Below are 14,202 nucleotides of genomic sequence, written 5' to 3' on the forward strand. Positions count from 1 at the left end.
TGGGACATAGCCTTTTTTTATGGCCATTGTTCACAGCCAGCACACCCGCCCGCAACCAGCCCTCTCCATGGTCCCTTGAGCCAGCAGGTGAGTGCTGAGCAGGCGGCCCTATGAGGCGATGGCCAGAGTAGCGCTCATCCTCCCAGTCACGGCGCTGACCGGCTTGAAGGCTGGGGTAAGGGCGGCTCGGCGGAGGCATGGCTTGCCCCTGAGCCTGCCGACCGAGAAGGTGCGTCCCCTTGGCCACCTGTGGCTTGCTTATTTTTCACACCGGGGATAAGGTGAATACCACAAATGAACGAACGTTCGCTCATAAGACTTGGACCAGCAGAGGGGAAACCGGCCATGTCCATCAATCACAACCGCCTGGAGCAGCGGCGGGAGCAGATCATCCAGGCCGCCCTCGGCTGCTTCATCGAGCGGGGCTTCCACCAGACCGGGATGCGCGACATAGCCGCCGCCGCCGGGGTGAGTCTGGGCAACCTCTACAACCACTTCGCCCGCAAGGAGGAGCTGATCGCCCTGATCGCCTCGCTGGAGGCGGCCGAGCTGCAACCCCTGCTGGATGAGCTGACCCGGGGACCGGCCCGCGCGGCGCTGGACCGCTTCGCCGCCGGCTACCTGGCCTGGTCGCTGACCCCGGAGAACCTGCTGCTCGGTACCGAGATCCTGGCCGAGCTGACCCGCCACCCCGAGATGGCGGCCACCTTTGCCAGCAACCAGCGCCAGCTGTGTGATGCCCTGGCTGCTGCGGTGCGCCGTGGCCAGCAGGCGGGGGAGCTGGCTGCCCGCCTGGTGCCGGATCTCACGGCCCAGCTGCTGCTGGATGCACTGGAGGGGCAGGCCCTGCGCCACGCCCTGGCCCTGCACCCGGAGCAGGCGCCGGTCGAACAACGACTGCCCCAGCTGCTGGACTTGCTGCTGGGCCCGGCCAGCTGATCCCCCCAAGGAGTCGCCATCATGACCTCCCCGCTCAATCGACTGGAAGGACTGGATCTGGCCCGCGCCCTGGCCCTGCTCGGCATGGTGCTGGTGAACTTTCGCATCGCCATGGGGGTGCTGACGGGCGGGCCTGACTGGCTCAAAGCCCTGCTGGATGCGCTGGAGGGGCGCTCCGCCGCCAGCTTCGTGGTGTTAGCAGGCATAGGCCTGGGTCTGTCGACCCGCAAGCTGAGCTGGCCGGCAGCCATGCGCCACACAGCCAGGCGGGCTCTGTTCCTGCTGATCCTGGGGCTGCTCAACTACCTGGTGTTTCCGGCCGACATCATTCACTACTACGCAATCTACTTCCTGCTGGGGGCCTGCTGTCTACGGCTTCCCTCCCTCTGGCTGCTCGCCCTGATCCCCCTGCTGGCGGCGGGCTTCGTCAGCCTGCTATTTCACTTCAATTACGATCAGGGCTGGCAGTGGCACAGCTTCAGCTATCCCGAGTTCTGGACCCTGCACGGCTTCGTCCGCAATCTGCTGTTCAATGGCTGGCACCCCGTGGTGCCCTGGCTGGGCTTTCTGCTCTACGGCCTCTGGTTGAGCCGCCAGACCCTCGCGACTGCAACCGTACAGCGCTGGCTGCTGGTCGGCGGTGTGGGTGCCATGGGGCTGGCCAAGGGGCTGTCGCTCTGGCTGCTGACACTGTTTCCCCAGCCTGAGCTGGCGCCTCTGCTGGCGACCCAGCCCATACCTCCGGCCCCGCTCTACCTGCTGTTTGGCATGGGAGCGGCCAGCACCCTGATCGCGCTCTGTCTCTGGCTCGGCCGTGCCCTGCCCCATGCGCGCTGGTGGCGGGTCTGGCTGCCGGTCGGACGGCAGACGCTGACCCTCTATATTGCCCACATCATGATCGGCATGGGCGTGCTGGAAGCGCTGGGCTGGCTGCAGGGGCAGGATCTGCCCGAGGTGGTGCTGGCCGCCGCCCTCTTCGCCCTGGCGGCACTGCTGTTTGCCAACTTGTGGAATAAGCACTTCGATCGAGGCCTTTTGGAGGGGGTGATGCGCCGGCTGTGCGGCTGAAGGAGCTGAGTGGAAAACTGAAAGTGGGTTACAAAATAATTGATTCATTGGTGATTAATGACATAAAGCGAAGGACTCATCGTCCTGACTCGCTGATTTGGGGTCACTGAAATCGCCCCATTTGAATACAAATAATGTATTTGTGACCCAAATCACATTGACAGCTAGTTTGCGCAAACCACATAAGGTGATCTTGCTCACATTAAATCTATGTACTTAGCAGGAAAGATCGAAATGTAGCCAAACTACAGCGCCTGAATGTGATCTACGTCACCATGAAGGGAGGGGGGTGGCCTGGGTATTTGAGAGGTGGGTCACAAGACACCCCGTTTTCAGCCTAATTTGATCACAAGCTGGTAGATTGAAGTTGCTTAGACGACTGGGATGGGGGTTCGGCAAAACCCGTCATCCCGACTACCACTTTTAATCAAACAGGCTTAAAACGGGGTCCCGACATGTTATCACCGGATACCAAAGTCAAGATACAGAATTTTGGACGCTTCCTGTCCAATATGGTCATGCCCAACATAGGCGCCTTCATCGCCTGGGGCTTCATTACCGCACTCTTCATCCCCACCGGCTGGCTGCCAAGCGAAACCTTGGCCAAGCTGGTCGGCCCCATGATCACCTACCTGCTGCCACTGCTGATTGGCTATACCGGCGGCAAGCTGATGGGCGGTGAACGGGGCGGCGTGGTCGGTGCCATCACCACCATGGGCGTCATAGTAGGGACCGACATCCCCATGTTCATGGGTGCCATGATGGTCGGCCCGCTGGGTGGCTGGGCCATCAAGCGCTTCGACAAGGTGATGGAAGGACGCGTCAAAAGCGGCTTCGAGATGCTGGTCAACAACTTCTCCGCCGGCCTCATCGGCATGCTGCTGGCGATCCTTGCCTTCTTCGTGATCGGTCCCTTCGTCAAGGTACTCTCCGGCGTACTGGCCGGTGGCGTTGGCTTCCTGGTGGACAACAACCTGCTGCCGCTCACCTCCATCTTCGTCGAGCCGGCCAAGATCCTGTTCCTCAACAACGCCATCAACCACGGCATCTTCTCGCCGCTGGGGATCCAGCAGGCGACCGAGCATGGCCGCTCCATCTTCTTCCTGATCGAAGCGAACCCAGGCCCGGGCATGGGCGTGCTGCTGGCCTACATGGTGTTCGGTCGCGGTGCCGCCAAGCAGTCCGCCGCCGGTGCCTCCATCATTCACTTCTTCGGTGGCATCCACGAGATCTACTTCCCCTACGTGCTGATGAACCCGCGCCTCATACTGGCGGTGATCGCCGGCGGCATGACAGGGGTCTTCACCCTGACCCTGTTCAACGCAGGACTGGTCTCCCCCGCCTCGCCGGGCTCCATCTTCGCCGTGCTCCTGATGACGCCGAAAGCCTCCCTGATCGGGGTTGCTCTCTCCATCATCTGCTCGACCCTGGTCTCCTTCCTGGTCGCCGCCGTGTTCGTGCGCGCCCAGCAGCCTGAAGCCGACGAGGCCGATGCCCTGGGTGAAGCCACTCGCAAGATGAAAGCCATGAAGGGTGCCAAACCCGAAACTGCGGCGGCCAAGAAGCCGGGCGGTGAACTGATGGCGGTGCGCAATATCGTGGTTGCCTGCGATGCGGGCATGGGTTCCAGCGCCATGGGCGCCGGCATGCTGCGCAAGCGGGTGCAGGCCGCCGGGCTCGACATCAGCGTCACCAACCGCGCCATCGATCAGCTCGACGATCAGGTGGACTGGGTCATCACCCACAAGGATCTGACCGAGCGGGCCCGTCGCCATGCGCCGAATGCCCACCACATCTCGCTCACCAACTTCCTCGACAACGGCCTCTATCAGGAGCTGGTGCAGAGCCTGACCCAGGCCGCCAACGATGACATCGCCCACCCGCAGCTGCTGGTGGCGGCCAATGACGACCACTACGAGCCGCAAGCCAGCGAAGTGTTCACCCTGAGTCGTCAGGACGTGCACCTGGGGCTCAAGGCCGACAACAAGGAGGCCGCCATCCGCGCTGCCGGCAAGCTGCTGGCGGAGCGGGGCTACGTGGCGCCCGACTACGTCAACGCCATGCTGGAGCGCGAGCAGCTGGTCTCCACCTACCTCGGCGAATCCATCGCCGTGCCCCACGGCACCATAGCCGCCAAGGAGTTCGTGAAGCGTACCGGCATCGTCATCTGCCAGTATCCGGCAGGGGTCGCCTTTGGCGATGGCGCCGATGAAGTGGCACGCCTGGTGATCGGCATCGCCGCCCGCAACGACGAACACATGCAGGTGATAACCCGCCTGACCAATGCACTGGATGAACCCGGTCTCATCGACCGGCTGGCCAGCACCCAGGATCCCCAGGAGTTTCTGGATCTGCTGGGTGCCGAACAGGCTGCGTAATCGTCCTTCATCGTCTTTGGTTCAAGAGGTTAATATCATGAAAACATTGCATTTTGGTGCCGGCAATATAGGTCGTGGCTTCATCGGAAAACTGCTGGCGGACGCCAGCCATCAGGTCACCTTCGCCGACGTAAACGAGACCCTGATCGATCAGCTCAACCACCGTCAGGAGTACAAGGTGCACGTGGTGGGGGCGGATCAGAAGCTGGACGTGGTGCGCAACGTGGCGGCGGTCAGCTCCGCCGGTCACGAGGTGATCGCCCGCATCATCACCGCCGATCTGGTCACCACAGCGGTCGGCCCCAATATCCTGGACAAGATTGCCAGCACCCTGGCCAAGGGGCTGCAGGCCCGCTTCGATGCCGGCAACCTGAGCCCGCTCAACGTCATCGCCTGCGAGAACATGGTGCGCGGCACCAGCCACCTCAAGCAGGAGGTACTCAAGTACCTGCCGGTCGCGTATCATGCCACGCTCGAATCCTGCGTTGGCTTCGTCGACTCGGCGGTGGATCGCATAGTGCCACCGGCGGCGGCCAACGACGATCCGCTGGAAGTGACGGTGGAGAGCTTCAGCGAGTGGATCGTCGATCAGACCCAGTTCAAGGGCGAACTGCCCCAGGTGGCGGGCATGGAGCCCACCGACAACCTGATGGCCTTCGTCGAGCGCAAGCTGTTCACCCTCAACACCGGCCACATAGTCACCGCCTACCTCGGCAAGCTGCGGGGCTATCGCACCATACGCGAGGCGATTGAAGATCCTGTTATCCGCAGCAAGGTGCGCCGCGCCATGGAGGAGAGCGGAGCCGTGCTGGTGAAGCGCTACGGCTTCGATCCCCGTCTGCACGCCGCCTATATCGAGAAGATCCTCTCTCGCTTCGCCAACCCCTATCTGGTGGACGAGATTGACCGGGTCGGTCGTCAGCCGCTGCGCAAGCTGGCGGCGGGAGACCGGCTGGTGAAGCCGCTGCTCGGCACCCTGGAGTACGGCCTGCCCAGCGAACAGTTGCAGGAGGGGATCGCCGCGGCGCTGCACTATTGCAACGCCGATGACCCCCAGGCGGTGGAGCTGCAGAGCCTGCTGGCGGATCTTGGCCCGGCCAAAGCGCTGGCACGCGTCACCGGACTGGATGAAGAGAGCGAGATCGTGCGTGCCATCGTCGCCCGTTACGACAGCTTGAAGTGACCCTGATGGGGCATACTCATCGCCGGACAGCCGCCTCAACCGGTTGAATGGCATGGAAATTTGCCCCATATGATAAAAACCGGGAGAGAGGCACTCTCTCTCCCAGTCAGCTGGACCCTAAGCACCTATGACCACACACCAGGAAGATGAAGTACTGGAACGACTGAACGAGCAGGATGGCCCCCGCGGCTTCTTTCTCGAAGTCGTGACCATCCTGGAAGAGGCGGTCGACTCCCTGATGCGGCGCGCGTTCCGCCAGGAGGAGTATGCCGTCAAATACGCCATCGAACCCCTGCTCAACCAGAGCGGCCCCCTCGGCCAGCTGGAGGTGCGCCTCAAACTCATCTTCGCCCTCGGTCTCATCTCCCTCGAGCGCTATCAGGATCTGGAAGCCTACCTGAAGATCCGCGACTTTCTGGTGCGCGATCCCAAGGATTACCGCTTCAGCGACAAGCCGATCCGCGATCTGCTGAATCGTCTGCACGGTCTCAACCAGGGCAGCATGATGCCGCAGGATCCCCCGGCCAACGAGGAGGACTGGCCCTTCTACCAGATGCAGCTCAACCGGCTCGATCAGGTGGTGCGCTCGGCGCTGGTGCTGGCGGTGGCCGACTGCGTCACCGATCTCCACAAAGAGAGCCCCATCTAATCCGGCTGGTGACGTCAGGTCAGCAGCCTCCCCTTGCCCACCCCCTTCTTCCCGACGGCCATGACGCCGGCTGTCGCGCTTATCCCCGCCGCCCTTGCTCGCGCCGCCGCAGGGTGTCAATCTGGCCATCTTCCCCGCTACACTTCCCCCTAGTCCATTAGCTGAATCGAGGTCTGCATGACTGCTCTCTCCCTGGCCGGGATCGCCCTGGTCTCAGTGCTGGCCCAGTGGCTCGCCTGGTCGCTGCGAGTACCCGCCATCCTGTTTTTGCTGCTCACCGGCTTGACCCTGGGCCCGGTCAGCGGCCTGCTCGACCCCGATGCCCTGCTCGGCGACCTGCTGTTTCCGCTGGTTTCCCTCTCGGTGGCCATCATTCTGTTTGAAGGGGCCCTGACCCTGCATCTGGCCGAACTCAAGGGAATAGGCAAGGTGGTGCGCAACCTCTGCTCGGTGGGCATGCTGGCCAGTTTCGCCGTCATCGGCAGCGCCAGCTACTTTCTGCTGGGGCTGGACTGGCGGGTCGCCATGGTGCTCGGTGCCGTGCTGGTGGTGACGGGGCCGACCGTGGTCGCCCCCATGCTCAACGTGATCCGCCCCACCCGGGAGGTGGACCGCATACTGCGCTGGGAAGGGATAGTCATAGACCCCATCGGTGCCCTGTTTGCGGTGCTGGTGTTCGAGGCGGTGCGCCTCGGCAGCCAGGGGGATCTCATCGGCCACACCCTGCTGGCACTGGCAAAAACGGTGGGGGTCGGCTCCTTCATCGGGGTGGCCGCCGGCTGGCTTACCACACTGCTTATTCGCAAGGACTGGCTGCCGGTCAGCCTGCACAAGTTCGGGGTGCTGGCGCTGGTACTGGTCACCTTCAGCCTCTCCAACTGGCTCAGCCACGAATCCGGCCTGTTGGCGGTCACCGTGTTCGGCATCTGGCTCGCCAATCAGGAGGGGCTGGATCTGGAAGAGGTGCTGGCCTTCAAGGAGGATCTCGCCGTCATCCTTATCTCCTCCCTGTTCATCCTGCTGGCGGCCCGCCTCGATCTGGCCCAGCTCTGGCAGCTCGGTCCCATGGTGCTGGCGCTGTTGTGCGTGGTGCAGTTCGTGGCGCGCCCGCTCTGCATCCTGGTCTCCACCTGGGGCTCGGATCTCTCCTGGCGAGCCCGCGCCCTGCTCAGCTGGATAGCGCCGCGGGGCATAGTAGCGGCGGCGGTCAGCGCCTCCTTCGCCATCAGCCTGCATCAGGCCGATATTCCCGATGCAGACAAGCTGGTGCCCCTGGTGTTCGCGGTGATCATCTCCACAGTGGTGCTGCAAAGCCTCACCTCGGCGCCGCTGGCGGGCCTGCTCAAGATGCGCCAGAGCGCACCCAACACCTGGCTCATCATAGGGGCCAACTCGGTGGCGCGGGCCATAGGCCGGGCGCTGGCGGAGCAGGGGGTGCCGGTGCAGCTCTGCGACCCGGCCTGGGAATTCTGCCGCCAGGCGCGCATGAGCAACCTGCCCTGCTACTTCGGCAATCCGCAGTCCGAACATGCCGAGCTGCACCTGCCGCTCACCAGCATCAGCACAGTGCTGGCGCTCTCCCCCAACCGTCACAACAACGCCCTCGGCGTGCTGCACTTCGCTCATCTGTACGGGGAGGAGAAGGTCTACTCCCTGCGCTCCAGCGAACAGCACGGCAAGGCGAACCGGGAGAGCGCCACCTTCCGCGCCCGCCAGAACCTGTTCGGTCCCGAGGTCAACTATGCCCGCCTGAGCGGCCTGCTGAGCCGGGGCGGCCAGATCAAGGCGACCCGCCTGAGCGAGGCGTTTGACTGGGCGCAATACCAGGCGGCCAATCCCGGTGCCATCCCGCTGTTCGTGCTGGATAGCAAGGCCAGGCCCCGCATAGTCACAGGCCCTGTCACGCCGCTGGCGGGGGAGCTGCTGATCGCCCTGCAACCGCCGAAGGAGACAGCCAGCTCATGAGCGAGACGTCGCACCACCACAATCCGCTGCTCGCACCGCTGCTGGTCCTGCTGCAACAGGCCAGGGGCGGCTACAAGGTGCACGAGCTGCTGGCCGCCCTGCGCCGGCAGGGGGCGGTTCCGACGTTGGCGGAGGATGAGCAGCTGCAGCTGTTTCGGGTCAACTTCCTCATCATGAACGCCCTCTACCAGCTGCAGGCCGAGCTCCATGACGAGGGCTGGTGGCTGGTGATCAGCACCCTGGATATCCGGCTAGAGCCCCTTGCCGGGGCAACAGATACTCGCCAGAGGCTGGTCCTCGGCCAGCCGCTGCGCAGTTACTACCTGGACTGGCGGGTGTTCTGGCAGACAGACAGGGAGGAGGTGGAGGCCCTGCTCACCCGTTTCTGGCTCGCTTATGACGGAACGGGGCACAGGGCGGAGGCGCTGGCCCTGTTCGAGCTGACCGCCGATGCCAGCCAGGAGACAGTGCGCCGCCGCTGGCGGGAGCTGGCGCTGCAACACCACCCGGATCGGGGTGGCGATGCCGAGACCTTCATCCGCATTCGCTGGGCCTGGGAGTGCCTGAACACAGCCAAATGAGCCGGGCCGCCACCAGTCCCAGCCACTAGACTTGAAGAGGCGCCAAGAGTCACAGGAGGACGTCATGACAGTCAGTGAACTTCGCCTGCTCTACCAACAGCAAGCCTTCAAGGAAGCCGAGATCCTGCAGGATGCCATACTGCCGGGCTGGATCGTGGAGTTCAGGGGTCAGGATGGCAGATTGTACGAGCTGACAGACACCCTAGGTTGCCCCCGCTATTTCGGCTCGATCGAGGAGGCCCGCCAGCACGTGCATCTGGTGGCGGACTGCCCGATCCAAATCGAGCATCTCTACCGCTTCTTCGAACGCTGAGTGGCATTCAGGATCAAGAAAGGCTCCCGATGGAGCCTTTTCTCATTCAGGTTGCAACGGTTCCGCCCCCTTGCCCTCCAACCGCCTGACCGGTTTTTGCAGGATCAGGTTGGCCGGATAGGTGACCAGATCGCCGTTGTCATCGCGCACCCTCAGGTAGAACAGACCTATCTCGGTAATGACGCCGGTGACGGAATCATCCTTGTCGAGGATGCGGATCCGGTCGCCAATCTTGTAGGGGAAGGCGAAGAAGATGGTGATGCTGGCGGTGATGTTGGAGAGGATCGACCACTGCGCCACCATGGCGACGCCCAGCACGGCGAAGAAGGAGGAGGCGAGCACCACCAGCCGGGAGAAGTCGAGCCCCCACACCCCGGCCAGGATCAGCAAGGTGGCACAGCCGAGCAGGAAGTGGAACACGTGCTCCACGTAGAGCACCCGGTTCTCGCTCACCTGCCGGCTCTGGGCCAGCGCCAGCAGACTCTTGTGAATGAGGCTGCGGATCAGGGTGTGGCCCAGCAACAGCAGCAGGGTCACGCCAAAAGATTGCCACATGGTCATGACGACTCCTTACCACCAGCGTCTGTGTTTGAGCCAGACGGCCAGCCCGGTGGCCAGTGCCACCAGGGAGCCGCAGAAGACCCAGAAGGCGGTCGGGCTCTCGGCCCCCGGGATCCCCCCCAGGTTGATGCCAAACAGACCGGTCAGGAAGCTGGCGGGCAGAAACAGCAGCGCCATCACCGACATCTGGTAGGCCCGGCGATTGGTCGCCTCCGCCATCAGGTTGTTGATCTCGTCCGCCAGCACGGCGGTGCGCGCCACCCCGGCATCCAGATCATCCAGCCAGCGCCGCAACCGGTCGGCGATATCGAGCAGGCGGCGCCTGTCATCCTCGTCCAGCCAGCTGATCTTCTCGTTGGCGAGCCGAGCCACCAGATCCCGCTGGGGGGAGAGGTAGCGGCGGATCATGATGAGCTGCTTGCGGATCAGCGCCAGCCTGCCGTTGGCGGGCAGGTCGCGCATCAGCACCATCTCCTCCAGATCCAGGATCTTATCGTGCAACTCCTCGACAAACTCTCCCGCCCTGTCGGTCAGGGCGTCACAGATCTCCACCAGCCAGTCAGCCGGGGTATCGGCACCGCCCCCCAGTTTCAGCTGGCCATACACGTCCTGTTCCGACAACAAGGCGCGACGACGGCTGCTGATGATGAGATCCGGGGTGATGTAGATGCGCAGCGCCACCATCTCTTCGGGCCTGTGATCCTTGTTGTGGTTGATGCCACGCAGGATCAGCAGCACGGTTTCCCCCATCCGCACCAGCTTGGGCCTGTTGCTCTGGCCGAGCAGGGACTCCTTGGCCGCGTCATTGAGCAGCGGGGTCTGCAGCAGCCAGCGGGCCGCTTCCGGATTGCCGTAATCCAGATGCAACCAGCCGGGTTTATCCCCCGGTATCTCGCTCCCCGCCGCCAGCGGCTGCATGCCGCCCTTGCCATCCAGGGTCAGGCCATAAATCACGTCACTGGGCACCCGATCCATCTGCTCGTCCTTCTCGTTCCGATTCATCGGCCCAGCTTACACGAAAGCCGGGCCTGACTCAGCCCCGGGGCAGCCGGCCCGCGCTGGCCATGTTAAGATGCGGCCTCATTTCAGACACAGGAAGCCATGCCATGCCCATCTGGGTCGATGCCGATGCCTGCCCCCTCCCGGTCAAGGAGATCCTCTACCGCGCCGCCCACCGCGCCCAGGTCGTCACCACGCTAGTGGCCAATCAGGGGCTGCGCGTACCCCCCTCTCCCTTCATCAAGACCCAGCAGGTGGAGAAGGGATTCGATGTGGCGGATCATGTCATCGCCCAGCAGGTCACGCCGGGGGATCTGGTGATCACCGGCGACATACCGCTCGCCTCCTGGGTCATAGATGCCGGTGGCGAGGCGCTAAACCCCCGCGGCGAGATCTACACCCGCGAGACCATCCAGGCGCGGCTCGGCATGCGCAACTTCATGGAGGAGCTGCGCTCGGCCGGGGTGCAGACCGGCGGCCCGGCGCCATTCAACGCCGCCGACAAGCAGCGCTTCGCCAACGCCCTCGACAAGTGGCTGCTCAAGGGCAAGCTGAGCTGATTGCGGCATCCCCGGCATCCAGCCGGGGATATTCATTCCTACCTCCTTGTGCTTAATTTTTCCTTAAGTTTGGTGCCCTAACCTTGTGGCTGTTTCACACTCACCCGCAAGGAGCACACATGAAACTGACCCCTCTGTTGTTACTGATCCCCCTGTTCAGCGGTGCCGTTCTGGCCGATCCCCAGTGTACCCAGACCGACAAGAGCCAATGGCTAAGCGAGGCGGATGCCCAGCAGCAGATCAAGGCGATGGGCTACGACATCAAGAAGTTCAAGGTGACCAAGACCCACTGCTACGAGATCTACGGTTGGGACAAGGAGAAGCGCAAGGTCGAGATCTACTTCGACCCGACCGATCTGAAGAAAGTGAAAGAAGAGATAGACGAATAACCCAGCCATGGGCCGGTCTGTCGCTGGCCCCCTTGATGGAGCCTTGCCATGACAACCCCGTCTGAAGTGAAAGTCTGGGATCCCCTCATCCGGGTGTTTCACTGGGCGACCGTGATCCTCTGCCTGCTCAACTTCTTCGTACTGGAAGAGGGCAGCAAGAACCACAGATACGTCGGCTATACCCTGGCAGCCCTGCTGCTGATCCGGCTGCTGTGGGGACTGGTCGGCCCCCATTACGCCCGCTTCGGCCAGTGGTGGCCGACGTCGGCCCGTATTCGTTACTACCTGCGCCAGCTGGCGCAGGGCCGCCACCCCTATTATCTCGGCCACAACCCGCTCGGCGCCCTGATGATCTGGCTGTTGCTGCTATCGCTGGTCGGCACCCTGGCCACCGGCTGGTTCACCACCTGGGATGCCTTCTGGGGTGAAGAGTGGATGGAAGAGCTGCACGGGGTCGTCGCCAACACCCTGATGGCCGCCGTCGGTGTCCATGCCGCCGTGGTGATCCTGACCGACCGCCTCACCCGCAGCGATCTGCTGCGCGCCATGGTGCTGGGCAAAAAACGGGTGCCCGCCGATGCCAAGGTGGAAGATCCGCGCAGTTAATGACCGGGCCGGCCCGCTGGCCCCGGTTTTTTGCTGCAATGGCCCGCGACACTGGTAAGATGCGCCGCCATTTCTCCATGCCGTAGCCACCATGACAGCCCAAGGGCACCTGCTGTTTTCCGTCACCTGCACCCTGCTCGCCCACAAGTTCCAGCTCACGCCGGCCCTGGCCGATGCCAGTCTGTGGCAGACCATACCCGCCGCACTGGCCAGCGCCCTGCTGCCGGATCTCGACCACCCCAAATCCGTGCTGGGTCAGCGGCTGCCCTGGATCTCCAAGCCATTGTCACGGCTGTTCGGTCATCGCGGCTTCACCCACAGCCTGCTGGCGGTGGCCGTGGCCGTATGGGGGCTGGATCAAAGCCTGGCGCCCGAACTGCTGCCCGCCGGGGTCAAGGATGCGCTCATCATCGGCTACCTCAGCCACCTGCTGGGGGACTGGCTCACCCCCGCCGGCATACCGCTGTTCTGGCCCCTCAAGCGGCGCTACCGGCTGCCGGGCTGGCCGCTCAAGAGCGGCGGGGCCGTCGAGACCGGCTTTTGCACCCTCACCCTGCTGGCCGCCGGTTACTGGAACCACTGGGCCGGTTGAGCGGGCCCAGACCCGCCACCGCTGCGGATCAGCTGGAGGCTCTTTTGCTCCCCCTGAAAAAAACAAACCCCTGCCGAGGCAGGGGTTTGTCATGGTGAGAGCGGATGGATGAGTTACAGCATCACACCGGCAATCACGGCGGAGAGCAGGCTCACCAGGGTAGAACCGTACACCAGCTTCAGACCGAAGCGGGAGACCATGTTGCCCTTCTCTTCGTTCAGTGCTTTTACCGCACCGGCGATGATGCCGATGGAGCTGAAGTTGGCGAACGACACCATGAAGATGGAGAGGATGCCGACGGTGCGCGGGGAGAGCTCGGCTGCAATCTTGCCCAAGTCCATCATGGCCACGAACTCGTTGGTCACCAGCTTGGTCGCCATGATGGAGCCGGCTTGCAGGGCCTCACCACCCGGGATGCCCAGGATCCAGGCGATCGGGTAGAAGAGGTAGCCCATGACGTACTGGAAGTTGACGCCAAACGCCAGCTCGAACAGGTAGTTGACCAGGGCGATCAGGGCGATGAAGCCCACCAGCATGGCAGCCACGATAACGGCAACGGAGAAACCGGCCATGATGTACTCGCCCAGCATCTCGAAGAAGTTCTCTTTCTTCGGGGTGTGGTGCTCGTCGCCCTCGGCGATGGCTTTCAGGTCGGTGACAGAGTTGTCCGGCTCATACGGGTTGATCAGGGACAGCACAATGAAGGTGCTGAACATGTTGAGCACCAGCGCGGCCACCACGTAACGCGGCTCGATCAGCTGCATGTAGGCACCGACGATGGACATGGAGACGGTGGACATGGCGGTCGCCGCCAGGGTGTACATCTGCTTTTCGTTCAGGTGCGGCAGCGTGTTCTTGAGCGCGATGAAGTTCTCGGACTGGCCGACGATCATGGAGCTGATGGCGTTGAAGGATTCCAGCTTGCCCATACCGTTGATCTTGGCCAGCACTGTACCTATGCCACGAATGACGATGGGCAGCAGACGGATGTACTGCAGAATACCGATCAGCACAGAGATGAAGACGATGGGCATCAACACCATCAGGAAGAAGGAGAAGGCCCCTTCGTTGACCAGGCCACCGAACACGAAGTCGGTACCCTGTTTGGCAAACTCCATCAACTTGGTGAAGCCGGCTGCGAAGCCACCCACCACCGCCAGACCCACTTCTGAGTTCAGCATGAACCAGGCCAGCGCCAGTTCGACCACCAGCAGTTGGCCGATATAGCGCAGTTTGATCTGTTTCCAGTTGTGGCGGTTAGCCAGCAAAGCGAGAGCGAGGACCATCACGAGTCCGAGCACAAAGTGAACGTATTCCATACCAGTAGCACCTGAGTGAATTGTTATTTTTGACCGGCGCCATCATAGACATTTGCATATTTAAAAATCAGATAGCCATCACAATCTGCGGTAAAAATAT

15 protein-coding genes are annotated in these 14,202 nt (G+C 62.8%); 12 read left to right on the top strand and 3 right to left on the bottom strand.

Annotated elements, in window-relative coordinates:
- Positions 1 to 345 precede the first annotated feature (345 nt).
- From BN1118_RS15090 to BN1118_RS15125, 8 genes are all read left to right on the top strand, one after another.
- Complete coding sequence (locus tag BN1118_RS15090; protein ID WP_043556905.1) at positions 346 to 939, top strand: TetR/AcrR family transcriptional regulator; 594 nt, start codon at positions 346 to 348, stop codon at positions 937 to 939.
- 21 nt (positions 940 to 960) lie between these two features.
- Positions 961 to 2,007, top strand: coding sequence for a heparan-alpha-glucosaminide N-acetyltransferase domain-containing protein (locus tag BN1118_RS15095; protein ID WP_043556906.1), 1,047 nt, complete (start codon positions 961 to 963; stop codon positions 2,005 to 2,007).
- A 455-nt stretch (positions 2,008 to 2,462) separates the two neighbouring features.
- On the top strand, positions 2,463 to 4,385 hold the full coding sequence (locus BN1118_RS15100) for a PTS mannitol transporter subunit IICBA (RefSeq protein WP_043556907.1): 1,923 nt from the start codon (positions 2,463 to 2,465) through the stop codon (positions 4,383 to 4,385).
- 37 nt (positions 4,386 to 4,422) lie between these two features.
- Entirely contained in the window at positions 4,423 to 5,568 is a 1,146-nt protein-coding gene (locus tag BN1118_RS15105; protein WP_042868893.1) for a mannitol-1-phosphate 5-dehydrogenase, read from the top strand.
- A gap of 127 nt (positions 5,569 to 5,695) precedes the next feature.
- Complete coding sequence (locus tag BN1118_RS15110) at positions 5,696 to 6,217, top strand: MltR family transcriptional regulator (protein ID WP_042868891.1); 522 nt, start codon at positions 5,696 to 5,698, stop codon at positions 6,215 to 6,217.
- A 177-nt stretch (positions 6,218 to 6,394) separates the two neighbouring features.
- Positions 6,395 to 8,182, top strand: a complete 1,788-nt coding sequence (locus tag BN1118_RS15115; protein ID WP_043556908.1) for a cation:proton antiporter — start codon at positions 6,395 to 6,397, stop codon at positions 8,180 to 8,182.
- A complete protein-coding gene (locus BN1118_RS15120; protein ID WP_043556909.1) occupies positions 8,179 to 8,763 on the top strand; it encodes a DNA-J related domain-containing protein in 585 nt (194 codons plus the stop codon). The genes BN1118_RS15115 and BN1118_RS15120 overlap by 4 nt, the downstream gene beginning before the upstream one ends.
- A 64-nt stretch (positions 8,764 to 8,827) precedes the next feature.
- Entirely contained in the window at positions 8,828 to 9,076 is a 249-nt protein-coding gene (locus BN1118_RS15125) for a hypothetical protein (protein WP_043140531.1), read from the top strand.
- 42 nt (positions 9,077 to 9,118) lie between these two features.
- Here BN1118_RS15125 and BN1118_RS15130 read toward each other — a convergent pair whose 3' ends face one another.
- Positions 9,119 to 9,637 (bottom strand): mechanosensitive ion channel domain-containing protein, encoded by a 519-nt coding sequence (locus BN1118_RS15130; RefSeq protein WP_042868883.1) that lies wholly within the window; start codon positions 9,635 to 9,637, stop codon positions 9,119 to 9,121.
- A 9-nt stretch (positions 9,638 to 9,646) separates the two neighbouring features.
- Positions 9,647 to 10,639 carry a zinc transporter ZntB gene (zntB, locus tag BN1118_RS15135; protein ID WP_043556910.1) on the bottom strand — a complete coding sequence of 331 codons (993 nt, stop codon included), beginning with the start codon at positions 10,637 to 10,639 and terminating at the stop codon, positions 9,647 to 9,649.
- Between the two features lie 104 nt (positions 10,640 to 10,743).
- Here zntB and BN1118_RS15140 point away from each other — a divergent pair, with 104 nt between their 5' ends.
- From BN1118_RS15140 to BN1118_RS15155, 4 genes are all read left to right on the top strand, one after another.
- A complete protein-coding gene (locus BN1118_RS15140) occupies positions 10,744 to 11,196 on the top strand; it encodes a YaiI/YqxD family protein (protein WP_042868879.1) in 453 nt (150 codons plus the stop codon).
- A gap of 119 nt (positions 11,197 to 11,315) precedes the next feature.
- Positions 11,316 to 11,585, top strand: coding sequence for a PepSY domain-containing protein (locus BN1118_RS15145; protein ID WP_043556911.1), 270 nt, complete (start codon positions 11,316 to 11,318; stop codon positions 11,583 to 11,585).
- 48 nt (positions 11,586 to 11,633) lie between these two features.
- Positions 11,634 to 12,191 (top strand): cytochrome b/b6 domain-containing protein, encoded by a 558-nt coding sequence (locus BN1118_RS15150; RefSeq protein WP_043556912.1) that lies wholly within the window; start codon positions 11,634 to 11,636, stop codon positions 12,189 to 12,191.
- A 91-nt stretch (positions 12,192 to 12,282) separates the two neighbouring features.
- Positions 12,283 to 12,783, top strand: a complete 501-nt coding sequence (locus BN1118_RS15155; protein ID WP_043556913.1) for a metal-dependent hydrolase — start codon at positions 12,283 to 12,285, stop codon at positions 12,781 to 12,783.
- Between the two features lie 113 nt (positions 12,784 to 12,896).
- Here the strand turns inward: BN1118_RS15155 and BN1118_RS15160 are convergent, their stop codons facing one another.
- On the bottom strand, positions 12,897 to 14,102 hold the full coding sequence (locus BN1118_RS15160) for a NupC/NupG family nucleoside CNT transporter (protein ID WP_043140518.1): 1,206 nt from the start codon (positions 14,100 to 14,102) through the stop codon (positions 12,897 to 12,899).
- Between the last annotated feature and the right edge of the window lie 100 nt (positions 14,103 to 14,202).

The sequence above is a fragment of the Aeromonas bestiarum genome, assembly GCF_000819745.1.
GTDB classification, from domain to species: Bacteria; Pseudomonadota; Gammaproteobacteria; order Enterobacterales; family Aeromonadaceae; genus Aeromonas; species Aeromonas bestiarum.